Raw genomic sequence first — 23,217 nt, 5'->3', positions numbered from 1 at the left:
GCCTGGGGCGGCGAGGGCTTCGGGGTGGGCGCCGGCTCCACGCGCTGCGCGGACAGGCCGTGCGCGGCCTGCTCCAGCTGCGGCAGCAGCGCCTCCAGCGGCGAGCCGGCCAGCTCGTGGCGCGCCGCCAACCGGCGGCCCGCGTCGTCCAGCGCGTCCACCGTGGCGAAGCACAGCTCGAAGAGGTCCGGCGTGGCCGAGCGCCCGTGGATGAGCGGCTCCAGCACCTCCTCCATGCGGTGGCAGGCGTTCTCCACCATGCTGGCGCTGGCCGCGCGCGACGCGCCCTTCACGCTGTGCAGCGTGCGCAGCAGGCCGGGGATGAGCTCCTTCGCGCGCGCCGGGGCCTGCTCCAGCGCGAGCAGGTCCCGGTTGAGGGACACGACGTGCCCCTCCAGCTCCTCCAGGAACGAGTCCAGCAGTGCCTGCGCCAGCCTGTCGCGATCCATGGGTTAGCGCCCGAACTCCCCGAGCAGCCCCTTCAACTTCTGGCCCATGGCGTTGATGTCCTGCATCGCGCGCTCCGTCTGCCGCGACGAGATGAGGCCCTGCTGCGTGGCCTGGTTCACGTCGTGCATCGCCTGGCGGATCTGCCCGATGCCGGTGGCCTGCTGGTTGGCGGACGCGGCGATCTGAGCGGCCGTGAGCGACGCCTGCGTGAGCAGGTCCGCCAGCTGCTGGATGGTGGTGCCGGCTTCCGTGACGACGCGGGTGGCGGTGGACACGCTCTTGGTGCCCTCCTCCGTGGTCATCACCGCGCCGTGGGTGGCCTTTTGAATCTGGCCCAGGATCTGGCGCACCTGCGCGGTGGCCTTCTTGGACTGATCCGCCAGGGCCTTCACCTCGGAGGCGACGACGGCGAAGCCGCGGCCGTGCTCGCCCGCGCGGCTCGCCTCGATGGAGGCGTTGAGCGCGAGCATGTGCGTCTGCTCGGAGATGTCATTGACGGTGGTGATGATGTCGCCAATGGCCTGGGCCTGCTCGGCCAGGGCGAGGATGCGCGACGCGATGGACTCCACCTGGTCGCGCACGGCGCCCATGGAGGACACGGCCTCTTCCACGGCGCGGCGGCCGGAGCGGCCCACCTCTTCGGAGTGCCGGGCGGACTCGCTCACCGCGCGGGCGCGGCCGGCGGCCTCTTCGGACGTCTTGGTGATCTCCTCGATGGTGCTCACCGTCTCCGTGACGGCGGTGCCCTGCTCCTGGGCGCCGGCCACCTGTTCGGTGGTGCTGGCGAGGATTTCGGAGGACGCGCCGGCCAGCTGGTTGACGAACTCCGCCACGGTCTTGAGCGTGTGCTCGCGCTGCTCGGACTGCTTCGCCAGCTGCACCTCCGCCTGCTGGCGGCGCTCCGCCATGGCGTTGAAGGCGCCCGCCAGGTCGGCCATCTCGTCCTTGCCGCGCACGTCGATGCGGTGGGCGAGCTCGCCCCTGCCCAACTGCTCCGCGCCGTAGGTGAGCTTGCGCAGGGGGCCGGTGATGCCCCGGGTGATGACGAAGCTGCCCACGGCCACGATGGCCAGGCCCAGCAGCGTGCCCAGCGCCAGCACCCAGACGCTGCGCTGCGCGGCCTGGACGGCGGCGTCGGAGTATTGCTTCCAGCGCTCGTCCTCGGTGTCGCGCATCTCGTAGATGATCTCCCGGATGGTATCCATGTCCTTCTGGCCGCGGTTGGTCCGCACCACGGCCACGGCCGCGTCGAAGCCCTGTTCGCGGCGCAGGCGGATGGTCTCCGACAGCTCGTCCAGCTTGGCGGAGATGAGCGGCTCCAGCTTGTTCATGCGGGCGCGCTGATCCGGGTACTTCGACAGCGCGGCGCGCAGGTTGTCCAGGTCCGCGCGCAGCTCGGTGAGGGCGGCCTGGTATGGCCGCAGGTAGACCTCCTCGCCGGTCAGCACATAGCCGCGCTGGCCCGTCTCCGCGTCCACGAGCAGCGCGCGCACCTCGCGCAGGAGCTTGTAGTTGTTGTGCGACTCCAGCAGGCCTTCGGTGGTGACGGTGAGCTGCTGGGCGCCCTGGAAGGCCACGCCGGCGATGACCAGCAGGACCAGCAGGGACAGCCCGAAGCCCAGCGCGATGCGATTCCCGATGCTCATGCGACTCCTTCTTCGGACAACTCGAACACGAGACGCTCGTCGCCGAGGAGGGCCTCTCCCTCCAGGACGAGCGTGCCGTCGGGGCTGACGCCGGACACCAGCGCGCCCGCTTCCTCTTCCAGGGAGGGGGGCGCGGGCAACAGCTCCGTGCCCGTCAGCACCGCCACCTCCGTGACCTCATCCGTGCGCAGGCCCAGCTCCGCGCGGGCCGTGCCCACCACCAGCACGGGGCCGGTGCCCTGCGACGCGGGCCGGCCGAACAGCGGCGCCAGCTCCACCACGGGCAGCACCTCGCCGCGCAGCAGCGTCAGGCCGCGCAAGAGCGGCGGCGCGCCCGGCAGCGGGGTCAGCTCCGGCGCGCGCATGACCTCCAGGATGAAGCGCGACTCCAGCGCGTACATCTGGCCCGCGGCCTTGAAGCGCACCACTTCGCGCTGACTGCCGGGCAGCACGGGGATTTCCGGCGGGCGGGCCAGGGACAGGGCGCGCGCGTCGAGCGCGGCGCGGGCCGCTTCGTCCGTGAAGGCCTCGCGCGCTTCGGTGGCGCGCTCCAGCACTTCCAGCCGGGCCCGGGCCTTGTCCCAGTCGATGATTCCTTCGCGCTTCGGCATCAGCTTGCGTCTCCGCCTTCAGTCCGCTCCAGGCGCCGCCACTCCGCGCGGGCCACGTCCGCCAGCGCTCCGGCCCGTTCTCCTTCCGCCAGGGGCACCAGCGCCTCTGGCGGAAGCTTCCGGCACAGCCCTTCCGCTTCGCGGTAGGCCCGGGCGGCGGCGGCGGCCTGTTCCTGCCGGCGCAGCACGTGGCCCAGGAGCAGGTGACCCACCGCGAGCCCCGGCTCCAGGTAGAGCGCCTGCCGGGCGGATTTCTCCGCGTCGGCCAGCCGCGCCTGTCCCAGGAGCAGCAGGGCCTCCAGATACCGCAGACCGGCGACCAGTGGGTGACGAACAGCCGCCTCTCCGCAGGCGAATGCCGCCGCGCGGGGCTCCAGGTTGGCCAGTGCACGAACCGCGGCCAGGGCGCCTTCCGGGTCGGCCGATTGAGCCCCCGCCCGCCGTGCGGCCTCGCGCCAGTCGCCCCGGGCCAGCGCCTGCCGCACGGCCTCCAGCGCTTCCACGCTGAGCGTGAAGCGGGTCCGGGTCCCGGACGTGGATGCGTCGCCGGCGCGAGCGCCGGGAGCCCCCGAAGCGGAGGTGCCGCCGGAGGGCAGTGGCCCGGATGCGGGAGTGCCCACCGGGGTGAGCCCGGCTCCCCACGCGGCGGAGACCGCGGGGACGGAGCTCTCGGTCCCCATCGGTCCGGGATGGCCACGCCCGAACGCCGGGAGCATCCCCGGTGCCGGGGTTCCCATGTCCGGCGCGGGTGCCCGGGGGACGGCCCCCGTGGCGGACGGCCAGCCTCCTGGAGACGCGGGGGCGCGAGGCTCGGACACCGCGGGAGACGCACTGGCGGCGGTGAAGGGCGTGCCATCCGCGCGCAGCGGCGGCAGGGGCTGGAGCGGAACGAAGTGCCCGGCGTGCGAACCGGCCAGGGGCTTGCGGTACAGCACGCCCCACTCCGTGAGGACGGGCTCGAACGGGGCGTAGTCCCCCAGCGGTGGATCCGACGGACCGGTGAACAGGTACCCGCCGTCATCCAGCGAAGCGTGGAGTCTGCGCGCCACGCCTTCGATGGTGGCGCGGTTGAAGTAGATGAGGACGTTGCGGCAGAAGATGACGTCCAGCTGCCAGATGCCGCTCTCCGCCGAAGGCCACGTCTCCAGCGCCAGGTTGAGGTAGCCCAACTGCACGCGGCGCTTCACGTCCTGGGACAGCTGGTAGAAGCGGCCCTCCTGCTTGAGGTGGGGCCGCATGCGGTCCGCGGAAGGGCCGCGCAGGGACCAGTCCGTGTAGCGGGCCTGGTGGGCGCGGCTGAGCGCCGTGCGCGACACGTCCGTCGCGCGCACCGACATGCGCTCTTCCCAGCCCTCGGCCATCAGCAGCGCGGCGATGGAGTAGGGCTCCTCTCCGGAGGAGCACGCCGCGCTCCACGCGCGCACCAGGTGCTCCTGTCCCCGGCGCTCGCGCAGCTCCGGCAGCACCACGCGGCGCAGGTGGTCGAAGTGCTCGTGGGTGCGGAAGAAGTACGTCTCCCCGATGGTCAGCTCGGTGAGCAGGTCATCGAAGAGGGCGTTGTTCAGCCCCACCTCGCGCAGGTAGCGCGTGACGTCGTCCTGGTTCGCGCGGGACATGGCGCGCTGGATGCCCTCCAGCGCGGCGGCCAGACAGCTGGGCGCGGCGAGTCCCGCGCGCTCCTCCACCAGGGCGAGCACTTCCTTGAAGCCTGGGGGAAGGACACCACCTATCAAGCAGGCTCCGGAAGGGCTCCGAGCGCGGTGTCGAGTTGCAGGGCTTCCGCTTCGGAGAGGAAGGAGCGCAGGTCGTGCACGAGCACCAGCCCGTCCGGAAGCTTCGCGGCTCCGGCCACGTATCCCACGCCCGGCAGCTCCCGGGGTGACGGGTCCCACTCCCCGGGGGTGACGACGTGCAGCCCTTCGGCCCGGTCCACGCGCAGCCCCACCCGCCGGCCACCGGCGGAGGCGACGATGAAGTGGTCCATGGGGGACATGGCGCGAGCGGGGTGGCGGAAGCGGCGGCGCAGGTCCAGCACGGGCAGGAGCTCGCCGCGCAGGTTGAGCAGGCCCTCCACCACGTCAGGTGCCTGGGGCAGGGGCGTGAGGCGCGCGGCGCGTACCAGCTCGCGCACGTCCTCCACGGGCAGGCCATAGCGCTGCCGCTCCAGGGTGAACAGCAGGACTTCCTGTGGGTGGGCCTCCGAGGGGGGATTCATGGATGCGCGTCGCAGGCTACAGGAGGCAAGACACCCTGGGGATTCAGGATGTGGACCCGTCTTCCAGGAAACGATCCATGGCGAATGGAGCGCTCCCACCAGGAGCCAACGCTCGGCGGAACGCCAGGAGTCCCGGTAGGAAACGCTTTTTCGCCCGGGCCGTCCTCAAGGGACAGTCGCCAGCCGGCATGGGGCCGGGCATCGTGAGGCACATGGTTCAGCACGTCATCGTCGTGGGCGCGGGCCCGGGAGGCCTGACGGCCGCCATCAACCTCGCGGGGCAGGGCTTCCGGGTCACCGTGGTGGAGAAGGACGCGGTGCCCGGCGGGCGGATGAAGGGGCTCACGCTGGGACAGGACGGCGAGTACGCGGTGGACACGGGCCCGTCCATCCTCCAGCTGCCCGGCATCCTGAAGCAGATCTTCTGGCGCGCGGGGAAGCAGCTGCGGGACTACGTGACGCTGGTACCGGTGGACCCGAACACGCGCGTGCACTTCTGGGACGGCACGCACCTGGACACGCGGCGCGACCTGGAGCGGATGGGCCAGGACCTGGAGAAGTTCGGCGCGGGCAAGGGCCGGGCGATGCAGGAGTGGATGGAGGATGGGCGGAAGAAGTACGCGCTCGCGTACGAGAAGTTCATCTGCACCAACGCGGGCAGCCTGGACTACTACGCGCCCTGGCGCCTGGCGCCCACGCTGCGCTTCAAGCCGTGGCAGACGCTCTACAAGCAGCTGGATTCGTTCTTCCACGACGACCGGATGACGTACGCGCTGGCGTACCCGTCGAAGTACCTGGGGCTGCACCCGACGACATGCTCATCGGTGTTCAGCGTGATTCCGTTCATCGAGCTGAACTTCGGCGTGTGGCACGTGCAGGGAGGCTTCCGGGAGCTGGCGCGCGGGATGAAGAAGTGCGCCGAGGACCTGGGCGCGACGTTCCGCATGGGCACGGCGGTGGAGCGCGTGCGCACGGAGGCCGGGCGCGCGGTGGGCGTGAAGCTCGCGAACGGCGAGGTGTTGGACGCGGACGCGGTGGTGGTGAACGCGGACCTCGCGTACGCGGCGCAGAAGCTGCTGGCGCCGGAGGTGCGCGAGGGCAGCCGGCTGACGGACGCGGCGCTGGAGCGGGCGAAGTATTCGTGCAGCACGTTCATGGCGTACTACGGCCTGGACACGACGTACGCGGACCTGCCGCACCACCTCATCTACCTGTCGGAGAGCGCCCGGCGCACGGACCGGGACGCGCTGGAGGACCGCTCGGTGGACGTGGACGACCCGCCCTTCTACGTGTGCAACCCCGGCGTGACGGACGGCTCGGGTGCGCCGAAGGGGCACTCCACGCTGTACGTGCTGGTGCCCACGCCCAACACGGCGCGTCCGGTGGACTGGGCGAAGACGGAGGCCACGCTGCGCGAGCGCATCCCGAAGATGCTGGAGAAGGTGGGCATCAAGGGGCTGCGCGAGCACGTGAAGGCGGAGCGCTACTTCACGGCGGAGACGTGGCGGGACGACTTCAACGTGTTCCGGGGCGCGGTGTTCAACCTGTCGCACACCTGGCTTCAGTTGGGCCCCCTGAGGCCGCGAGTGAAGAACGCGCAGGTGGAGGGGCTGTACTTCGTGGGCGGTGGGACGCACCCGGGCAGCGGGCTCTTGACCATCATGGAGAGTGCGAACATCGCGGCGGACTACCTCACGCGCGAGGCGGGCAAGGGTCCGCTGAAGGGCTGGCCGTACGTGCCGCCCATGGAGGACGACGCAGAACAGGCGCCGCCCCGGCCGCGAATGGCCCGGAGCGGCTGAGGGACGCGCGTCAGACAGCGCCGGGGCGGCAGCTCACCTCCACGAGGATGCCGCCCGGGGCACGGCAGTAGACGAGGGTGCCCCGGTTGTTGCGGATGACGTCGGACACCTCCAGGCCGTCGGCCTTCACGCGCTCATGGAAGGCGAGCACGGGGGCTTCGGAGTCCTGGAGGAAGCCGACGTGGAAGTCCTCGGGGAAGACGTCGGAGTCGCGCTTGCGGCGCTGGATGACGAGCACGAAGCCATCCGTCCCGCCGAGGATGGCGATGGCGGGCGAGTCATGGTTCTTCGCGTGCGACGTGAAGCCGAAGTAGCGCGTGAAGAAGCGGGCGGTGGCCTGGACGTCGGGGACCTGCAGATCAAGATGGTTCAGCTTCATGGTGGGCCTCGCGAAGACACACGTGTGCCTTCGAAGGGCCGGGGGTCCTGAATCCCGAAGGAGACGGACAAGTGCTTCCACCATGGAAGTGACCGGGGCTCACCGAACCGGTCCGCCGTTTTTCGACCGGTGGGGAGGCTAACGGCAGACAGGGGCGCGGTGCAAGCACAGACCCCGTCAATGACAGACGTACCGCTACGACACGTACCGTTCCGCCAGCTCCGACACCTGCCCCGTCGCCTGGGCCACCGCGGTCGCCGCTTCCTGCGTGGTGCCCAACTGCCGCAGCGTCGCGGCCATCAGCTCGTCCATCTCGCTCACCGCGCCGAACAGCTGATCCACGCCCGCGTGCTGCTGCGCCACGGCTTCGGCGATCTGCCGCACCGCCGACGCGGACTCGTGCGTCAGCTTGATCAACTCGCGCAGCCGCTCGCCGCTCTTGCGCAGCGGCACCAGCGCCGCCGCCACGCCCTGCGAGCTCTTGTCCGCGGTGACCACCGCATCACCCGTGGCGGCCTCCATGCCCTCCAGCAGCCCGCGCACCTGCCCCGTCGCCTTGATGGACTGGTCCGCCAGCTCGCGCATCTGCCGCGCCACCACCGCGAAGCCCCGGCCCTGCTCGCCCGCGCGGCTCGCCTCGATGGCCGCGTTGATGGCCAGCATGTGCGACTGATCCGCCAGCGACTTCACCACCTCCGACACCCGGCCCACCTCGCGGGCGCGCGTGCCCAGGTCCACCACCTGCTGGTTCAAGCCGTGCGTCAGGCCCCGGATGTCCGCGAGCCCCTGCTCCGTGCCCGCCAGCGACTCCTCGCCCAGCCTGCCCATCGCCGCGGCGCGCTCCGCCACCTGCAGGACGCTCCCCGCGCGGCTCGCCGCCAGCTTCGACATCTGCTGGATTTCCTGCGCCGTCGTACGCGCCTGGTGGATGGCGGACGCCTGCCGCGACAGCGTGCGGTTCTGCTGGTCGCTCGCCTCCGTCAGCCGGTTGCCCGCCTGCGCCAGGTGCCCCGCCGACGAGCTCAGCGCCCGGGGCAACTCCTGCAACTGCTCGTAGAGCAGCCACGTGCGCGCGGACAAATCACCCAGCTCGTCCGTGGACACCCACTGCGGCGGCGCCGCGCGGCCCTCCACCAGCGCGTCCAGCGACGCTCCCACCGCCTTCGCGCCCTGCGCCAACCGGCGCGCCGCCCACGCCGCCGTGAAGATGGCCCCCAGCGCTGCGAACCCGCCCAGGAACGCCACCGGCAGCGTCAGGTCTCGCTGCAAGGGCTGGATGCGCGAGCGCACCCGCGCCGCGCCCCGGTACTCGCCCGACAGCTCCAGGTCGTCCGCCAGCGACGACAGGTTCTTCTCCAGGCGCAGCTGCAACGTGGCGATGCTCGTGATGCACGTGATGAGCAGCGCGGAGACGACGATGGCCGGCAGGAACCAGCTCTGCCGGGGCAGGAACAGGCCCTCTCCGGCGGGGCGCTCGTGCGGCGCCCGGCGGAACGCCTCCAGCGTCACCGCGGCCAGCGCCTTCTCGTAGAGCATGTACATGATGGGCGCGCTGAAGAGGCCCGCGCTCATCGCCACCGCCACGCCCACCAGGATGACGCGCGGCGGCCGGTCCAGCGCCAGACCAATGGCGCCGTTGAAGAAGATGCCGCCCAGGAACCAGCCCGACTGCGCCTCCACGAACGTGAGCACGCCCGGCAACCGCAACAGCCGCCCGAGCCGCTCCGCGGGGCTCGCCTTCGCCTCCAGCGCGTACCGCAGCAGCGCCCCCACCGCGCCAATGGGCACCACCAGCGCCAGCCCGCCAATGACGATGGGCGTGACGACGCCCAGCACGAACCCCGCGCTGCTCGCGTCCACGTCCAACAGCTGCATGTCGACGTAGATGGCCGGCGCCACCGCCACCGTGACGACCAGGGTGCGCAGCAAGAGCAGCTTGAAGAGCAGCGCCTGGGTCGAGTGGGGCGAAGGCTGGTTCATCGGAGACGGATCCGGGGGATTGCTCAAGCCTGAGGGGGAAGTGGGGATGCGTCAATGCAACGTCTGCGTCTTGTGACGAAGACTCCCGGGTCTCCGTGGATAACGGGGACGCAGCGGGTAGGGCGGGCAGGGCGCGTGTCGTTTCCGCGCGCGCCGCCGAATGTCCATTGCATGACATTCCAGGCTGTCATGATCAGCCCCGGCCCAAGCAGAGCGGCCGTGCGGACGGGCCACCGCCGCCTGCCGCGCGCCTGCGACGTGCGCACGTTGTCCTCCACAACGATTCACATCGACGTCAGGAGGACGCCATGGGCGAGTGGACTGACAAGGCCAAGGGGAAGGTGAAGGAAACCGTGGGCGTTGCGACGGGCGACCGTTCGCTGGAAGCCGAAGGCAAGGCGGACACGCTCAAGGGCAAGGTCAAGGGCGTGATCGAGGACGTGAAGCACGCCATCAAGGACAAGAAGGAAGAGCGCGAGGAAGTGCGTCGCGGCGACGATCCCTCTCAGCGCTAGCGGCACCGCATCGCCTTGAAACCGTTCGGGCCGCGGAAGCCTCTGCTTCCCGCGGCCCGAGCTGTCTTCAGCGGCGCGTGCTCACTGCCGCATCTTTTCGCAGGGACACGCCACTTCGAGGAAGGTGGTGGACTTGCCGCTGACCATCACCCACAGGCAGCGCAACACACAGGCTGTTCCGAACTCCCGGTAGATGAGTCCCAGGTTGGCAACCACCTCACGTCCGGTGATGACCCCGCGCATGTCCCGCTCCCTTGCTTCCTGCCGTCCGACCCGCCGCCCATGGCCCTGTGAGGGGCCGTGCAGAGGTCTTTGCAAAGGGCTGGCCGAGCCTCGAAAAGCGCTCCCGTTCCCCAAGGTCCAGCGCTGAACGTCTCAAATCCTTGGAACGACGACCCTGAACGCCCGCCTGCCCCGGAGTCGTTGAACGAAGCGGTGCGGCGCCCTGAAAACGTTACAGCGTGAGGGCGTCGGCCGGAGGATGGGCAGCCTGCTCGCATGCCCTGGTCGCGGCGTCCTGCCGGGCCACACCGCTCGCGTGCTCCGCTGCCTGGCTGCGGACGAGGCGTCCCCGCAGGACGAGTGGCACATCCACCGACCGGGCTGAATGTATGTCAATGAGGGCCCGCGTGAGGCGGCAAGCCCGTGATGCCGTGCGTGGGATGTCTCAAGCCCGGGTTGCGTGAGCCGCCGTGCCGCCACGCCCTGGAGAGCCGCACGGTGCGTCCAAAGCGGTGAGGTGGAAGGAAGGGAGTCGAGATGAGACCGATCGTGTCTTCCAGAAAGAGCCTGCCCCTGCTTCCCGACGGGGTCTTCCGTGCCCAGCGGGGACTGCGTCGGGTGGCGGTGGGGTTGGACTTCTCCCTGCAGTCCGAGTTCGCGCTGGCCCGCGCGCTGCGGCTTCCGCTCGCGCACGGCGCGGCCTTCAGCGTCCTGCATGTCAGCCCATCGCTGGACGGCCACGACGGGCCGGACGGGACGGTGGCGGGTGAGCGGTGCCTGCGCCGGTCGGTGACGTCCGCCGCGAAGCGCCTGCGCCAGCGTCCGGACGTGGACGTGCGCGAGGAGCTGCGCACCGGTGACGCGCCGCACGTGGCGGCGGAGCTGGCGAAGGACCAGGGCGTGGAGGTGCTGGTCGTGGGCCGGCCCCAACCGGCCTATCCGGTGACGCCGCTGCCTGAGAGCTCCATGGTGATGCGGCTGGTGCGGGAGGTGGACGCGTCCGTGCTGGTGGTGGTGCCGCACCCGGGCCGCGTCTACCACCGGCCCCTCGTCGCGGTGAACTTCTCGCGCGAGTCCCGCCGTGCGCTGGAGCTGACGATGCGCCTGTGTCCGGCCTCGACCCCCATCGAGGTGCTGCACGTGGTGGACCTGGGCGAGGAGGAGGCGGCCCTGCGCCGCCAGGACGCCCCCATGGCGCAGCAGCTGCGGCTGCGGCAGGAGCGCGAGGACGCGGCGCGCAAGGCGCTCGGGCGCTTCCTGGCGCCGTACCGGGAGACGGGCCGCGTGTTGGAGAGCCGCCTGCGCTTCGGGCACCCTCGCGAGTGCATCCTCGCGGAGGCCCTGGAGCGTGAGTCGGACCTGCTGACGCTGGGCATGTCCTCCGCGAATCCACCGTCCGAGCTGACCGAGGGCGTGCTGCGGCACTCGCACTGCGACGTGCTGATTTCCCGGCACGTCGCCCCGCCCGCCGCCCTGCCAGACGGCGACGGCGTCCCGGCTTCCTGAAAGCAGGGAAGTCCAGCGCGGCGGGCGCCGGGGCGTTATGAGGGGCGGCACCTTGGCACCTCCCACGCCGTCGACACCGCCTTCGCTCCGGGCCCGTCTGAAGAACGCGGGCGTCCTCTTCAAGCAGCTGCCGGGCACCTTCCGCCTCTTCTGGCGGGCGAGCCCCCGGAGCGCGGTGGTGCTGGGCGTGCTCACGCTGGTGGCGGCGGTGCTGCCGGCGAGCATCGCGTGGGTGGGCAAGCTCATCGTGGACACGGTGGTGGCCGCGGCGAAGGGGGATGCCGCGGCGCACTCGCGCGTGCTGGGGCTCGTCGCCACGGAGTTCGCGCTGATGGTGGCCTCCGCGGTGGTGGACCGGGGGCTCACGCTCACGAAGGACCTCTTGCGCGCGCACCTGGGCAACCTGCTCAACGAGCGCATCCTCCAGAAGGCGCTGGAGCTGGAGCTGCAGCACTTCGAGGACTCGGAGACCTACGACAAGATGCAGAACGCGCGGCGCGAGGCCAACGCCCGCCCGCTGTCGCTGGTGATGCAGGCGTTCAGCATCGTGCGCAACGTCATCACCCTGTCCACCTACGCGGTGCTGCTGGTGGCGCTGTCGCCGTGGAGCGTGGCGGTGCTGCTGCTCGCGTCCGTCCCCGCGTTCATCGCGGAGGCGCGCCTGGCGGCGGAGGGCTTCCGGCTGTACTCGTGGCGCGCGCCGGAGGGCCGCAAGCTCAACTACCTGGAGTGGATCCTCACGCGCGACAGCACCGTGAAGGAGGTGAAGCTCTTCGGGTTGGGGCCGCTGGTGCTGGGCCGCTACCGCACGCTGTTCCAGAAGTTCTTCGCGGAGGACCGGGCGCTCGCGCGCAAGCGGATGGTGTGGGGCCTGGGGCTGGGCCTCCTGTCGCTGGCGGCCTTCTACGGCTGCTACCTCTTCGTGGCCAGCCGCGCGGCGGCCGGCGGCATCTCCGTGGGCGACATGGTGCTGTACCTGGCCGTGTTCCGGCAGGGGCAGGCCGCGTTCCAGGGCATCCTCTCCAGCGTGGGCTCCATGTACGAGGACGCGCTCTTCATGAGCAACCTCTTCGCCTACCTGGACATCCCCACCGTGGCGAGCGCGCCCCGGGCACTGCCCGCCAGCTCACCGCCGCGCGGAAGCAACAACGCCATCGAGCTGCGCGACGTGTCCTTCCGCTACGCGGGCAAGGACGCATGGGCGCTGCGCAACGTGTCGCTCACGCTCAAGCCCGGCCAGAAGCTGGCGCTGGTGGGGGAGAACGGCGCGGGGAAGAGCACGCTGGTGAAGCTGCTCCTGCGCATGTACGAGCCCACGGAGGGGACCATCCTCTACGGCGGCGTGGACACGGCCCGGATGGACGCGGACGACCTGCGCGGCCGCTTCGGGGCGGTGTTCCAGGACTTCGTGCGCTACCAGTTCAGTGTGTCGGAGAACATCGGCCTGGGGCATGTGCCCGCGCTGGAGGACCGGCCGCGCATCGAACGGGCGGCGGAGCAGGGCGGGGCCAACTCCGTCATCGCGGCGCTGCCGGGCCAGTACGACACGATGCTGGGCGGCTGGTTCGAGAAGGGCCAGGAGCTGTCCAGCGGCCAGTGGCAGAAGCTGGCGGTGTCGCGCGCCTTCATGCGCGACGACGCGGAGGTGCTCATCCTGGACGAGCCCACGGCGAGCATCGACGCGGAGGCCGAGCACGCCCTCTTCGAGCGCTTCCAGGCGCTGGCCGCGGACCGCATCGCCATCGTGATTTCGCACCGCTTCTCCACGGTGCGCATGGCGGATCAGATCGCCGTGCTCCACAACGGGACGGTGCAGGAGCTGGGCAGCCACGACGAGCTGATGGCGCTCGACGGGCGGTACGCGCACCTGTTCCGGCTGCAGGCGCGCGGCTACCGGGACTGAGGCTTCAAGGCCCGGCCGGTCAGGCCTGGGCCTTGGCGCCGCCGGGCAGGTGGTCGCGGATGACGCCCAGGAAGTACGGCTTGCCGTAGTACTGGCTCATCTTCCCCAGGAGCTTCCCGTTGCGGAACAGGAGGAAGGTGGGGATGCCGAACAGGCCGAAGCGGGTGGCCAGGGCCTCGTGCTCGTAGGCGTTGACCTTGACGACGCGCATGGGGGCGCCGTCCAGCTCCTGGAGGAGCTCGGGTTCGGCGGCCGCGTAGATGTCGCAGTTCGGGCAGCCGGGGCCCCAGAAGTCCACCACCACCAGCTCGTCGCGGGGTTCCATGACGAGCGAGTCGAAGGTCTCGGTCGTCGCCTCGATGCTTACGGGATGCGCCATGGCGCCCTTCCTAACGCCCGGGGAGGCGGGCTTCCATCCGGGCTGCCAGCCCCCGGGGCAGGCGGCCGGGGGGGATGGAGGGGGCGGCCGTGTCAGGTTCTCCAGATATGTCTACAGGCGTCGGGTGGACGAAACCCGACATGCACACTGCTCACGGGGGCCCAGGCGCCGTAAGGTGCAGGCCTCGGTGGCTGTCGATGTCGTGGAGGGGTCATGCACGAGTGGTTGGAGGCACTGCGCAAGTCGGCGAAGGCGACCTCGGAGGGTGTGCAGTCGGAGGAGGTCCGCCGCGCGGAGACGGAGTGCGGCGTCCCGTTCCCCGAGGATCTGGCGGACCTGTACCAGGCGCTCAACGGCGGTGAGTTCCAGGGCGAGGTTCGGCTGTACCCGCTGCGTGGCGGTGAGGGTGCGCCCAGCGTCCTGGAGAAGAGCCGGTTGATGGTGGTGGGCCTGCCCGCCGCGGGCGTGTGGCGCTTCGGGTTGAAGGGGGCGCACCGGCACCTGTTCGTCGCGCGCAAGTCCGCGATGGAGGAGCAGGGGGACGGCGGCGGGCCGCTGCCCGGCTGGGTGGACGCGCTGGACGGGGACGACTGGGTCTTCGGCACCTGGGACGGCGAGAAGAAGGAGATGCGGCTGTACCGCGCGCTCAAGGACATGCTCGAGGTGCTGGTTCCGCCGGTGGAAGAGGTGGAGAGCTTCGGGGAGCGGACCTTCGCGCGCGCCATGAACGCCGTGCTCCAGGGCGCGCTGTCCGGCGCCGCGGCGCAGGCGGAGGACGACGAGGGGGCTCCCGTCGGCCGTGGCCGCGACTACTCGAGCGACCTGGCCGCCCTGGCCCGTGAAGCGGGCGAGGAGGACGAGGAGGCGGAGGTGTCCGGCGAGGAGGAACTGGAGGAGGAGCTGGCCGAGGACACCGGCGAGGAGGAGGCCGAAGGCGACGAGCAGGGAGAGCTGTTCGAGAAGCCCGAGCCGAAGCGCCCCGCCGCGAAGAAGGCCCGCGGCGAGGAGGCCACCCCGGTCGCCAGGGAGACGCCGCCCGAGCCCGCCCGGAAGAGCCCGCGGAAGGGTGCCGCGAAGAAGGCTGCTGCCCCCGAAGCGGAAGCGCCGAGCGAAGCCGGCCCCACAGGGGCGGGAGCGCGCAAGGCGGCTGGCAAGAAGACCGCCGCGAAGAAGGCCGCGCCTCCGCGTGGAGCCGCGAAGAAGGCCGCGCCTCCGCGTGGCGCTGCGAAGAAGGCCGTGGGCAAGGCCACCGCGAAGAAGGCCGCGCCCGCGCGTGGAGCCGCGAAGAAGGCCACGGGCAAGGCCGCCGCGAAGAAGGGGGCCGCTCAAAAGCGTGGCGCTGCCGTCGCGAAGAAGGGTGCCGCCCAGAAGCGTGGCGCCACCACAGCGAAGAAGAGCGCTGCCGCGAAGAAGGGTGCTGTCCAGAAGCGTGGGGCCACCACGAAGAAGGCCGCCACGAAGAAGGCCCCGGCCAAGGCCGCCGCGAAGAAGGCCCCGGCCCGCAAGTCCGCGGCGAAGAAGCCCTCGCGCCGCCGGTCCTGAGCCGCACGGGGCACGGGAGGGGACCTCCTCGGGGGCCCACCTGAAAACAAAGGGCGCGTCCCACGCACGGGGACGCGCCCTGTTTGACGCCGCGCCAGGCTCTCGGACCCGGCTACCCCTCGGGCAGCAGGTCCGGCGACTGCGCGCGCGGGCCGGGCTCATCGGGCTGCGCGGTCAGCTCGCGGTCCTCTTCCTCCTCGTCTCCCCGGCCGAAGCGCTGGATCTGATCCGGCAGGATGTCCCGCGCATCCGCCTCTTCTTCCATCGGGGGCGACAGGGCCAGGTCCTGGTCCGTGATGTTGATCTCGTCCTCTCCGGTGTCCGGGTTCCGGTGGCGCAGCGAGGTGGACTCGCCCACGTCCTCATCTCCGAGCTTGTTGAACCGCATGGGGTCTCCTCGACAGGGACGGTTGAGAAAGCTTCCGTGTCCCTACGAAAATGTGCCCCCCGGATGGGAGCGGCAATGGACTCCGCCCGCCTGCCTGCCGGGCCCGCCCCTGTCAGCGGGGAGCCGTCGGTGGCTGGCTGTCAGGGCTGCCGGGCTTCACCTCCAGCAGCACCATGGCCAGGGCCAGCACCCGGGAGAGCGTCTCGCGCACCGTGTAGCGCCAGGGGGTCGCCCGTCCCTCGTCCGCCGCCACGCCCCACGCGTCGATGCCCACCGAGTTGGCGATGAAGAGCGCCCGCGACAGGTGGAAGCGCTGCGTGACGAGCACCGCCCGGTTCGCGCCGAACACCGAGTGGGCCCTCAGGCAGCTGTCGTAGGTGGACAGCCCCGCCTCGTCGCCCAGCACCGCTTCCTCCGGCACGCCGCGCTCCAGCAGGTAGCGCCGCATGGCCCGCGTCTCGTTGTGGAAGGGCGCCGAGTTGTCCCCACTCACCAGCAGCGACCGCACCTTGCCCTGCCGCCACAGCGCGATGGCCGTGTCCAGCCGCTGCGCCAGCACCGGCGACGGCACCGCGCCCGGCGCCAGCCCCGCCCCGAACACCAGGGCCATGGGGGCCTCTGGAGCGCCCGCCAGCGGCACGATGCGGCCCTGGTAGCGCAGGCGCACGAAGTGGGACAGGCCCAGCAGCACGGCCACGGCCAGCCCGAGCAGCCCCAGGCCCCTGCGCACCCACACCCTGGTCGTGCCGCCAACCTTCATGGACCCCGCGCAACAGTCGGAAGGGGCCATTCTCTTCCGGCGCCCCCTGCTGGGGAAAGCGCCACGGTGGGCCCGGAGCCCGGAACTGTTCACGCCCGCCCGGCCCCCGGACGGCTGTGGAGATGGGCCGGGGCCGGGCCCGCTCCGGGCACCCCGCCGTTGACCGGCCCCCGCCCCGCCTATATAGGGGGCCCGCCGTCCCTCAAGGCCAGCCCGGGCTGTCACGGGGCGCGCGCCGCACGTCGTCCCAGAGGAGTTTCCGGTCCATGGCGTCCCTTCGCGACATCCGCAAGCGCATCCGCTCGGTGAAGAACACGCGGCAGATCACCAAGGCCATGAAGATGGTCTCCGCCGCGAAGCTCCGGAAGGCGCAGGACGCCATCCTCGCCGCCCGTCCGTACGCGCAGACGCTGGAGCAGATCATCTCCGAGCTGGCCGTGCGCTCCGCGGACCAGGAGCTGGCGCACCCGCTGCTCGCCACCCGCCCCATCCGCCGCGTGGAGCTGCTGCTCCTCACGTCCGACCGCGGCCTCGCCGGCGGCTTCAACTCCAACGTCATCCGCCGCGCCAACCGCTACCTGTACGAGAACAGCAACCTCCAGGTGCGCGTCTCCACGGTGGGCCGCAAGGGCAACGACTTCTTCCGCAACCGCGGCCACTCCATCCGCAAGGACTTCGCTGGCCTGTACGCGACGCTGAACTACCGCTCCGCCGCCAACGTCGCGGAAGAGCTGGCCGCCGCCTTCCTCAACGACGAGGTCGACGCGGTCTACGTCGTCTACAACGAGTTCGTCTCCGCCATCACCCAGAACGTCGTCGTGTCGCAGCTGCTCCCGCTGCAGCCCGCCACGGCCAAGGCCGCCGCCACGCCCACCCCGGAGACCGTGGCCGCCGCGCCCGCCCTGGTGGACTTCAAGTACGAGCCGTCCCGCCAGGCCGTGCTGGACCGGCTGGTGCCCCAGGCGGTCAACATCAAGCTGTACCGGGCGCTGCTGGAGAGCGTGGCCAGCGAGCAGGGCGCGCGCATGAGCGCCATGGAGAACGCCACCAACAACGCCACGGACATGATCTCCAGCTACACCCTGCTCTACAACCGCACCCGCCAGGCGGTCATCACCAAGGAGCTCATGGAGATCGTCTCCGGCGCCGAGGCCCTCAAGTAGTCCGCCTCCCGGCCGGCCGTTCCCGAGGCTCCAGACACAGCAGGGCCCGTTGCTTCGCGCTCACACGAGCGCCGGGGCGCGGGCCCTTCGTCGTTCCAGGGCCCCCTACCGGGCAGGCGCCCCAGAGGGAACCGCAAGGGACTGGCGCCCGGGACACCACTCCGCTAAGCGGGACTTACGTGCGCGGACCCGGGAGGCTTGACCCTGCCGGGCACCCCCCGGTAAAGGGGGCCCGCCCACACCCCTCTTCGGGGTTCGATTTCCTGACGGGCGGCGGCGCCCCGGCCGCTCGCCACACGAGACAAGGCAGAGGAGTCCCATGAGCGCTCAAGTCCCGACGACTGGCAAGATCACGCAGGTTCTCGGCCCCGTGGTCGACGTGGAGTTCCCGCCCGGCGGGCTCCCTGAGGTGTACGCCGCCCTCAAGCTGACCAACCCCAACCTGGGCGCTGAGAAGGACAACCTCACCATCGAGGTGGCGCAGCACCTGGGCGAGAACACCGTGCGCTGCATCGCCATGGACTCCACGGAGGGCCTGGGCCGCGGGATGCCGGTGCGCAGCACGGGCGCCCCCATCCAGGTGCCGGTGGGCAAGGCCACCCTGGGCCGCATCATGAACGTCACCGGCGAGCCGGTGGACGAGATGGGCCCCGTGAACGCCACCGAGTACTGGCCCATCCACCGCGCGCCCCCGCCGTTCACGGAGCAGGACGTGCGCGTGCAGATGTTCGAGACCGGCATCAAGGTCATCGACCTGCTCGCCCCCTACACCCGTGGCGGCAAGATCGGCCTGTTCGGCGGCGCCGGCGTGGGCAAGACGGTGCTCCTCCAGGAGCTCATCCGCAACGTGGCCGTGGAGCGCGGCGGCTTCTCCGTGTTCGCCGGCGTCGGTGAGCGCACCCGTGAAGGCAACGACCTGTACCACGAGATGCAGGAGACCAAGGTCATCCAGACCGACAACCTGGAGAAGAGCCAGGCGGTCCTCGTGTACGGCCAGATGAACGAGCCGCCCGGCGCCCGCGCCCGCGTGGCCCTGTCCGCGCTGACCATGGCGGAGTACTTCCGCGACGTGGAGGGCCGTGACGTGCTCCTCTTCGTGGACAACATCTTCCGCTTCACCCAGGCCGGCTCGGAAGTGTCCGCCCTCCTGGGCCGCATCCCCAGCGCGGTGGGTTACCAGCCCACGCTCGCCACGGAGATGGGCGGCCTGCAGGAGCGCATCACCTCCACCACCAAGGGCTCCATCACCTCCGTGCAGGCCATCTACGTGCCCGCGGACGACCTGACGGACCCCGCGCCCGCCACCGCGTTCGCCCACCTGGACGCGACCACGGTGCTCAACCGCTCCATCGCGGAGCTCGCCATCTTCCCCGCCGTGGACCCGCTGGACTCCACCAGCCGCATCCTGTCCGCGGACGTGCTGGGCGCCGAGCACTACGCCGTGGCCCGCCGCATCCAGGGCATCCTGCAGCGCTACAAGGAGCTCCAGGACATCATCGCCATCCTCGGCATGGACGAGCTGTCCGAAGAGGACAAGCTGTCCGTGGCGCGCGCCCGCAAGATCCAGCGCTTCCTGTCCCAGCCGTTCTTCGTGGCCAAGGTCTTCACCGGCCTGGACGGCCGCTACGTGGCGCTGAAGGACACCATCCGCAGCTTCAAGGAGATCGCGGAAGGCAAGCACGACGACCTGCCGGAGTCCGCCTTCTACATGGTGGGCGCCATCGAAGAGGCGCAGGAGAAGGCCCGCAAGCTGGCGGCGGCGTAAGCCCATGCGCCTGACCGTCGCGCTCGCCCTGCTGCTGTGTGGTGCCGCGCCTTCCGCCCTGGCGGAGGAGCGCGGCAGCCGGGCACGGGTGAGCGCGAACGGGCTCTACAGCGTCCGCACCGTGGACGTGGGCGTGGGGAAGTGCCGGCTGGAGATGCTCAAGGAGAGCGGGCCCCTCTGGTCGGCGGACGTGTGCGTGGGGACGGTGGACGACCTGTACTTCGCCTCCAATGACGGGGAGAAGGTCTGGGTGCTCTACCCGCTGGTGGAGAAGGGCAAGCCGCTCCCCGGCAAGAAGAAGACGAAGGGCAGCAACCTGGCGTGGGCGCGGGTGATGGTGGCGGCCCAGTTCGACCGCACCGGGCAGAAGCTCCAGGAGCGGCGGCTGACGGAGCTGATGACGACGAAGCAGCTCCTGGAAGTGCGGCAGTTGGCCCACCACCTCAAGTGGCTGGAGGGCACGCTGGGCATTCCGGGCAAGGGCCCCCGCCTGACGGACGCCGGGGTGTTGGAGTTCGAGCCGGTGGGCGTGCAGACCCAGCGGCTGACTTTCTGATGCGGTAGTGCGGTAGCACGAGGACCTTCATGGCCAAGCTGACTGTCGAGATCGTCACCCCCGAGAAGCGCATCCTGTCCGTGCAGGCCGACGAGGCCATCGTGCCGGGCGGAGAGGGCCTGTTCGGCGTGCGTCCCGGCCACACGCCGTTCCTGTCGCTGGTGGAGCCGGGCACGCTCACCCTCATCGAGGCGGGCCGCCAGGACCGCTACTTCGTGGCCGGCGGCTTCGTGGAGGTGAGCAACGACAAGGTGCTGGTGCTGGCGGACGCCGCCGAGCACGTCACCGGCATCGACGTCGCGGGTGCCCGCCGCCGCATGGACGAGGCCCAGGCGCGCCTCAAGGACCTGAACACCGCGGACGCGCGCTACGCGCTGGAGCAGGCCGCGGTGCGCCGCGAGGCCGCGCGCATCCGCGCCTCCGAGACCCGCTGACGTCTCCTTTCGCGCGTCCTTCCCGGGCGCGCGTGAAGCACCGGAAGGGTGGAGTTCCGAAGCCCCGCGGCACGGGGGCCGGCGCTCCACCCTTTTCGCGTTCCAGGGCCCGGACGGCGCATGATGCGGCGCTGTCATGAGCGCTCCTGAGTCCCCCGTCCTGGAACTGTTCCACCGCATCGCGGATCCGCCGTCCGCCACCGCGCGCCGCTTCGTCACGGACCACGCGCTGGAGGACCGCGTGCGCTTCCGCAACCTCACCTACGCGGAGGTGGAGAAGGACTGGCTGGAGCGCGGCGGCCACACGTCCCCCGCGCTGTGGGACGGCGCGCGGCTGTACCAGGGCGCGGAGGCGGTGGTGGCGCGGCTGCTCGCGGTGGTCAACCTGGGCCGCGACGATTCGTGATCAGCGCGTGCGCCGCGTGCGCGGTGCGTGGACGGAGTGAAGTCGCTGACGTCAAGGTGAACACCTGAGCCCGTGGGCAGTGCACGCGCACGGCGCCTTGCGCACCCACGCGCGGCCACCCGTGCGTCCCTTTCGGTCCATGCGCAGCATTCGAAGTTGGACATGGACGCGTGCTCGCGCGCTTCATCGGGCCCGCCTGCTTGCTGAAACGCGGCGGGATGCGATAGCTACCGCGCCCCCGGTTGCGCCGTGGTCACGGCGAAGGAGGCAGACAGTGGCGACGCGCGCGGTGCAATCCAGCGGGACCTTTCCTGTCCGGCGCTCCACCGCACACGCTTCGTGCACGTCAAGGCCCCATGATCGATCCGCCGTCGCGTCGCGCGCCCTCGCTGCGTTCATCTCGGTGCTCGTCCTTGGCTGAGGCTCGGGTAATCTCCGCTCCTTCGATGCCGCTGACTCCCGCAGACCGCCAGGACAGGTTCCACGCGGCATTTCTCGGGCTCGCCATCGGGGATGCGCTCGGCTTTCCGCTGAGGGGCATTCCCCCGGCGAGCCTGGCGCGGCTGCCCGGGCTGGCGGAGGACTTCGCGCCCCGGCCGCGCGGCAAGTTCGCCAAGGGCCAGTTCAGCGACGACACGCAGCTCCTGCTCGCGGCCGCGGAGAGCGTCATCCGCGAGGGCAAGGTGGACGGCCGCAGCGCGGCGCTGCACCTGGCGTGGCTGTGGCAGGAGGGCATCATCCTGCAGCCGCCGCGCAGCCTCTCCGAAGCGCTGCAGCGGCTGGTGGGCGGCACGCCGTGGATGAGCGCGGGCGCGCCCCTGGGCACGAAGTGCCCGTCGGTGCTCAGCCGCGCGCTGGTGGTGGGCCTCTTCGAAAGCGGTCAGCGCGCGCGCCTGCCGCACGACGCGGGCGTGCTCACCGTCATCACGCACAAGGACCCCGTCTGCGCCGCCGCCGCGGCCGCGTTCGCGCAGGCGGTGGCGCTGGGCATGGAGCAGGAGGCCCTCACGCCCGCGGCCTTCTGCGAGGCCCTGGCGCTGTCCGCCGCCGTGCACGACAAGAACCTGGCGGAGGAGATCCGCCACCTGCCGCGCCTGCTCACCTGGGACACCCAGCGCGCGCTCAACCAGCTGCGCAAGGTGGGCGTGCCCCCCAGCGAACTGAAGGGCGTGGACGGCCTGCCGTGCCACGTGGTGCCGGTGCTGCTCACGTCGCTGTACGCGACGCTGAAGGTGCCGCACGACTTCCGCGAGGCCGTCGTCCTCACGCTGCGCTGTGGCGGCGAGGCGGACGTGGCCGCCGCGCTCACGGGTGCCCTGCTGGGCGCGCACCTGGGCACCCGCGCCATCCCGGCCCGCCTGCGCAAGCAGGTGCTGTACGCGGAGAACCTGCTGGACACCGCGGACCGCCTGTTCCGGGCCCGCCAGGTGCGCGAGACGCTGGCCACCGCGATCGCCCACCAGAAGTCCCGCCGCTAGGCATGGACCCCTGGCCTCCCCACGGGGCCGGGGTACCAGGCAGGCAGACGGACGCGGATGGGGTGTGCGGCGGGACTTCTCCCACACACCCTTCCTGACCACCTTCAGGAACAGACCGGGGACAGCCGGGACGCCAGGCAGGCGTCCGTCGGTGATGCCCTGGAAGTCATCCTGTCGGAGGCACGGTCGTGGACCTCGAATCAGAACGCCTGGAGCGCACCCAGCTGGAGACGCTCTCCACCCCGGAACTCATCCGGCACGCACTGTCGGAGACCCGCCTGCTGGTGAAGGCGGAGGTGATGCACGCCAAGAAGGAGCTGAAGCAGGAGCTGCAGGCGGCCAGGCTGGCGGGCATCTTCCTGGGCGCGGGGGCCGTCCTCGCCCTCACCTCGCTGGCGGTGCTCTTCGTCGCGCTGGGCCTGGCGCTGCCCCTGGGGGCCGCGGTGGGCGTGCTCATCGTGGGCGCGGTGCTGCTGGCCGTGGCCGGCCTCCTCCTGTTCCTGGGTACCAAGCGGATTCCCAAGAAGCCGCTGGTCCACACGCAGGAACGCTTGAAGACGGACCTTCAGCTGACCCGGGAGACGCTGCAATGAGCCAGGCACCCGAGACCGGAGCGCACGTCGACCACGCCATCACCAAGCGCATGGGCGACCGTGAGCAGGTGGAGCAGACCGCGGACCGCATCCGCGACGAGCTGCTCCTCACCCTGGAGGAGCTGGACCGCCGGCGCACCCGCGCCACGGACGTGCGCTACCACGTCAATCAGAACAAGGACCTGCTCGTCACCGTGGGCGCGGCCGCCCTGGTGGCGGTGGGCCTGGGCGTGGGCATCGCCATCTACCGCGCCCGCCACCACGACGAGCGCGTGCGCCGCCAGCGCCGGCAGGCCCTGGAGCGCGCCTGGGCGCACCCGGACCGCGTGGCCACCAGCATCGAGGACAAGCCGCTGGGCGCGGAACTGGGCCGCAAGGTGGTGATGATCTTCGTCACCTCGCTCGCCACCGCCGTGGCCCGCAACTCCATCAAGACCCTGGTCCCCTCGCGGGCCATCACCAAGCTGCCTGTGGAGAATAATAAGAAATCCTGAATGCGCAAAAAGCTCGCATAAAGCAGACTG

Annotated in this window: 24 protein-coding genes; 13 read left to right on the top strand and 11 right to left on the bottom strand. The window is 71.0% G+C overall.

The window, feature by feature from the left end:
* The 5 genes from D7X32_RS18305 to D7X32_RS18285 form a co-directional block, all read right to left on the bottom strand.
* A partial coding sequence (locus D7X32_RS18305; protein ID WP_244239065.1) for an Hpt domain-containing protein occupies positions 1 to 449 on the bottom strand: 449 nt, incomplete at its 3' end.
* Between the two features lie 3 nt (positions 450 to 452).
* Positions 453 to 2,096, bottom strand: coding sequence for a methyl-accepting chemotaxis protein (locus D7X32_RS18300; RefSeq protein WP_120603845.1), 1,644 nt, complete (start codon positions 2,094 to 2,096; stop codon positions 453 to 455).
* Positions 2,093 to 2,707, bottom strand: coding sequence for a chemotaxis protein CheW (locus tag D7X32_RS18295; protein WP_120603844.1), 615 nt, complete (start codon positions 2,705 to 2,707; stop codon positions 2,093 to 2,095). The genes D7X32_RS18300 and D7X32_RS18295 overlap by 4 nt, the downstream gene beginning before the upstream one ends.
* Entirely contained in the window at positions 2,707 to 4,404 is a 1,698-nt protein-coding gene (locus tag D7X32_RS18290) for a CheR family methyltransferase (RefSeq protein ID WP_244239064.1), read from the bottom strand. Before D7X32_RS18290 ends, D7X32_RS18295 begins: the two co-directional genes overlap by 1 nt.
* A 32-nt stretch (positions 4,405 to 4,436) precedes the next feature.
* Entirely contained in the window at positions 4,437 to 4,922 is a 486-nt protein-coding gene (locus D7X32_RS18285; protein WP_120603842.1) for a chemotaxis protein CheW, read from the bottom strand.
* Positions 4,923 to 5,134: 212 nt separating this feature from the next.
* Here D7X32_RS18285 and D7X32_RS18280 point away from each other — a divergent pair, with 212 nt between their 5' ends.
* A complete protein-coding gene (locus tag D7X32_RS18280) occupies positions 5,135 to 6,724 on the top strand; it encodes a phytoene desaturase family protein (protein ID WP_120603841.1) in 1,590 nt (529 codons plus the stop codon).
* Positions 6,725 to 6,734: 10 nt separating this feature from the next.
* On the opposite strand, the gene D7X32_RS18275 is transcribed toward D7X32_RS18280, so the two are convergent.
* Both D7X32_RS18275 and D7X32_RS18270 read right to left on the bottom strand, forming a co-directional pair.
* Positions 6,735 to 7,103 (bottom strand): VOC family protein, encoded by a 369-nt coding sequence (locus D7X32_RS18275; protein ID WP_120603840.1) that lies wholly within the window; start codon positions 7,101 to 7,103, stop codon positions 6,735 to 6,737.
* Positions 7,104 to 7,298: 195 nt separating this feature from the next.
* Entirely contained in the window at positions 7,299 to 9,083 is a 1,785-nt protein-coding gene (locus tag D7X32_RS18270; protein ID WP_120603839.1) for a methyl-accepting chemotaxis protein, read from the bottom strand.
* Between the two features lie 308 nt (positions 9,084 to 9,391).
* Between D7X32_RS18270 and D7X32_RS18265 the strand changes: the two genes are divergently transcribed.
* Positions 9,392 to 9,598: a CsbD family protein gene (locus D7X32_RS18265; RefSeq protein WP_120603838.1), complete on the top strand. Its 207-nt coding sequence runs from the start codon at positions 9,392 to 9,394 to the stop codon at positions 9,596 to 9,598.
* 81 nt (positions 9,599 to 9,679) lie between these two features.
* On the opposite strand, the gene D7X32_RS45975 is transcribed toward D7X32_RS18265, so the two are convergent.
* Complete coding sequence (locus D7X32_RS45975) at positions 9,680 to 9,841, bottom strand: hypothetical protein (RefSeq protein ID WP_167506485.1); 162 nt, start codon at positions 9,839 to 9,841, stop codon at positions 9,680 to 9,682.
* Between the two features lie 528 nt (positions 9,842 to 10,369).
* On the opposite strand from D7X32_RS45975, the gene D7X32_RS18260 reads away from it, so the two are divergent.
* Both D7X32_RS18260 and D7X32_RS18255 read left to right on the top strand, forming a co-directional pair.
* Positions 10,370 to 11,326, top strand: coding sequence for a universal stress protein (locus tag D7X32_RS18260; RefSeq protein WP_244239063.1), 957 nt, complete (start codon positions 10,370 to 10,372; stop codon positions 11,324 to 11,326).
* Positions 11,327 to 11,363: 37 nt separating this feature from the next.
* Positions 11,364 to 13,229, top strand: coding sequence for an ABC transporter ATP-binding protein (locus tag D7X32_RS18255; protein ID WP_120603836.1), 1,866 nt, complete (start codon positions 11,364 to 11,366; stop codon positions 13,227 to 13,229).
* Between the two features lie 19 nt (positions 13,230 to 13,248).
* Here D7X32_RS18255 and D7X32_RS18250 read toward each other — a convergent pair whose 3' ends face one another.
* Entirely contained in the window at positions 13,249 to 13,608 is a 360-nt protein-coding gene (locus D7X32_RS18250) for a thioredoxin family protein (protein WP_120603835.1), read from the bottom strand.
* Between the two features lie 213 nt (positions 13,609 to 13,821).
* Between D7X32_RS18250 and D7X32_RS18245 the strand changes: the two genes are divergently transcribed.
* Positions 13,822 to 15,150, top strand: a complete 1,329-nt coding sequence (locus D7X32_RS18245; protein WP_120603834.1) for an SMI1/KNR4 family protein — start codon at positions 13,822 to 13,824, stop codon at positions 15,148 to 15,150.
* Between the two features lie 112 nt (positions 15,151 to 15,262).
* Here D7X32_RS18245 and D7X32_RS18240 read toward each other — a convergent pair whose 3' ends face one another.
* On the bottom strand, positions 15,263 to 15,538 hold the full coding sequence (locus D7X32_RS18240; RefSeq protein WP_120603833.1) for a hypothetical protein: 276 nt from the start codon (positions 15,536 to 15,538) through the stop codon (positions 15,263 to 15,265).
* A gap of 112 nt (positions 15,539 to 15,650) precedes the next feature.
* On the bottom strand, positions 15,651 to 16,298 hold the full coding sequence (locus D7X32_RS18235) for a SanA/YdcF family protein (RefSeq protein WP_208752464.1): 648 nt from the start codon (positions 16,296 to 16,298) through the stop codon (positions 15,651 to 15,653).
* Between the two features lie 266 nt (positions 16,299 to 16,564).
* Between D7X32_RS18235 and atpG the strand changes: the two genes are divergently transcribed.
* The 8 genes from atpG (at position 16,565) to D7X32_RS18195 (ending at position 23,187) form a co-directional block, all read left to right on the top strand.
* A complete protein-coding gene (atpG, locus tag D7X32_RS18230; RefSeq protein ID WP_120603831.1) occupies positions 16,565 to 17,461 on the top strand; it encodes an ATP synthase F1 subunit gamma in 897 nt (298 codons plus the stop codon).
* A 319-nt stretch (positions 17,462 to 17,780) separates the two neighbouring features.
* Complete coding sequence (atpD, locus tag D7X32_RS18225; RefSeq protein WP_120603830.1) at positions 17,781 to 19,226, top strand: F0F1 ATP synthase subunit beta; 1,446 nt, start codon at positions 17,781 to 17,783, stop codon at positions 19,224 to 19,226.
* A 4-nt stretch (positions 19,227 to 19,230) separates the two neighbouring features.
* A complete protein-coding gene (locus D7X32_RS18220) occupies positions 19,231 to 19,782 on the top strand; it encodes a hypothetical protein (protein WP_120603829.1) in 552 nt (183 codons plus the stop codon).
* A gap of 29 nt (positions 19,783 to 19,811) precedes the next feature.
* On the top strand, positions 19,812 to 20,216 hold the full coding sequence (locus D7X32_RS18215) for a F0F1 ATP synthase subunit epsilon (protein ID WP_120603828.1): 405 nt from the start codon (positions 19,812 to 19,814) through the stop codon (positions 20,214 to 20,216).
* A 136-nt stretch (positions 20,217 to 20,352) separates the two neighbouring features.
* Entirely contained in the window at positions 20,353 to 20,622 is a 270-nt protein-coding gene (locus tag D7X32_RS18210; protein ID WP_120603827.1) for a hypothetical protein, read from the top strand.
* Between the two features lie 446 nt (positions 20,623 to 21,068).
* Positions 21,069 to 22,100, top strand: a complete 1,032-nt coding sequence (locus D7X32_RS18205) for an ADP-ribosylglycohydrolase family protein (RefSeq protein WP_120603826.1) — start codon at positions 21,069 to 21,071, stop codon at positions 22,098 to 22,100.
* Between the two features lie 188 nt (positions 22,101 to 22,288).
* Positions 22,289 to 22,693, top strand: a complete 405-nt coding sequence (locus D7X32_RS18200) for a phage holin family protein (RefSeq protein ID WP_120603825.1) — start codon at positions 22,289 to 22,291, stop codon at positions 22,691 to 22,693.
* Entirely contained in the window at positions 22,690 to 23,187 is a 498-nt protein-coding gene (locus D7X32_RS18195; RefSeq protein ID WP_120603824.1) for a hypothetical protein, read from the top strand. Before D7X32_RS18200 ends, D7X32_RS18195 begins: the two co-directional genes overlap by 4 nt.
* The last annotated feature ends 30 nt before the right edge of the window (positions 23,188 to 23,217 follow it).

The organism is Corallococcus carmarthensis (assembly GCF_003611695.1).
GTDB classification, from domain to species: Bacteria; Myxococcota; Myxococcia; order Myxococcales; family Myxococcaceae; genus Corallococcus; species Corallococcus carmarthensis.
The sequence above is the reverse complement of the archived record's forward strand: the minus strand, read 5'-3'. Positions and strand labels throughout refer to the sequence as shown.

Coding starts and splice junctions, on each gene's coding strand:
- D7X32_RS18300 (WP_120603845.1), bottom strand. CDS start 2,096: ATGAGCATCGGGAATCGCATCGCGCTGGGCTTCGGGCTGTCCCTGCTG.
- D7X32_RS18295 (WP_120603844.1), bottom strand. CDS start 2,707: ATGCCGAAGCGCGAAGGAATCATCGACTGGGACAAGGCCCGGGCCCGG.
- D7X32_RS18285 (WP_120603842.1), bottom strand. CDS start 4,922: ATGAATCCCCCCTCGGAGGCCCACCCACAGGAAGTCCTGCTGTTCACC.
- D7X32_RS18280 (WP_120603841.1), top strand. CDS start 5,135: ATGGTTCAGCACGTCATCGTCGTGGGCGCGGGCCCGGGAGGCCTGACG.
- D7X32_RS18275 (WP_120603840.1), bottom strand. CDS start 7,103: ATGAAGCTGAACCATCTTGATCTGCAGGTCCCCGACGTCCAGGCCACC.
- D7X32_RS18270 (WP_120603839.1), bottom strand. CDS start 9,083: ATGAACCAGCCTTCGCCCCACTCGACCCAGGCGCTGCTCTTCAAGCTG.
- D7X32_RS18265 (WP_120603838.1), top strand. CDS start 9,392: ATGGGCGAGTGGACTGACAAGGCCAAGGGGAAGGTGAAGGAAACCGTG.
- D7X32_RS45975 (WP_167506485.1), bottom strand. CDS start 9,841: ATGCGCGGGGTCATCACCGGACGTGAGGTGGTTGCCAACCTGGGACTC.
- D7X32_RS18255 (WP_120603836.1), top strand. CDS start 11,364: ATGAGGGGCGGCACCTTGGCACCTCCCACGCCGTCGACACCGCCTTCG.
- D7X32_RS18250 (WP_120603835.1), bottom strand. CDS start 13,608: ATGGCGCATCCCGTAAGCATCGAGGCGACGACCGAGACCTTCGACTCG.
- D7X32_RS18245 (WP_120603834.1), top strand. CDS start 13,822: ATGCACGAGTGGTTGGAGGCACTGCGCAAGTCGGCGAAGGCGACCTCG.
- D7X32_RS18240 (WP_120603833.1), bottom strand. CDS start 15,538: ATGCGGTTCAACAAGCTCGGAGATGAGGACGTGGGCGAGTCCACCTCG.
- D7X32_RS18235 (WP_208752464.1), bottom strand. CDS start 16,298: ATGAAGGTTGGCGGCACGACCAGGGTGTGGGTGCGCAGGGGCCTGGGG.
- atpG (WP_120603831.1), top strand. CDS start 16,565: ATGGCGTCCCTTCGCGACATCCGCAAGCGCATCCGCTCGGTGAAGAAC.
- atpD (WP_120603830.1), top strand. CDS start 17,781: ATGAGCGCTCAAGTCCCGACGACTGGCAAGATCACGCAGGTTCTCGGC.
- D7X32_RS18220 (WP_120603829.1), top strand. CDS start 19,231: ATGCGCCTGACCGTCGCGCTCGCCCTGCTGCTGTGTGGTGCCGCGCCT.
- D7X32_RS18215 (WP_120603828.1), top strand. CDS start 19,812: ATGGCCAAGCTGACTGTCGAGATCGTCACCCCCGAGAAGCGCATCCTG.
- D7X32_RS18210 (WP_120603827.1), top strand. CDS start 20,353: ATGAGCGCTCCTGAGTCCCCCGTCCTGGAACTGTTCCACCGCATCGCG.
- D7X32_RS18205 (WP_120603826.1), top strand. CDS start 21,069: ATGCCGCTGACTCCCGCAGACCGCCAGGACAGGTTCCACGCGGCATTT.
- D7X32_RS18195 (WP_120603824.1), top strand. CDS start 22,690: ATGAGCCAGGCACCCGAGACCGGAGCGCACGTCGACCACGCCATCACC.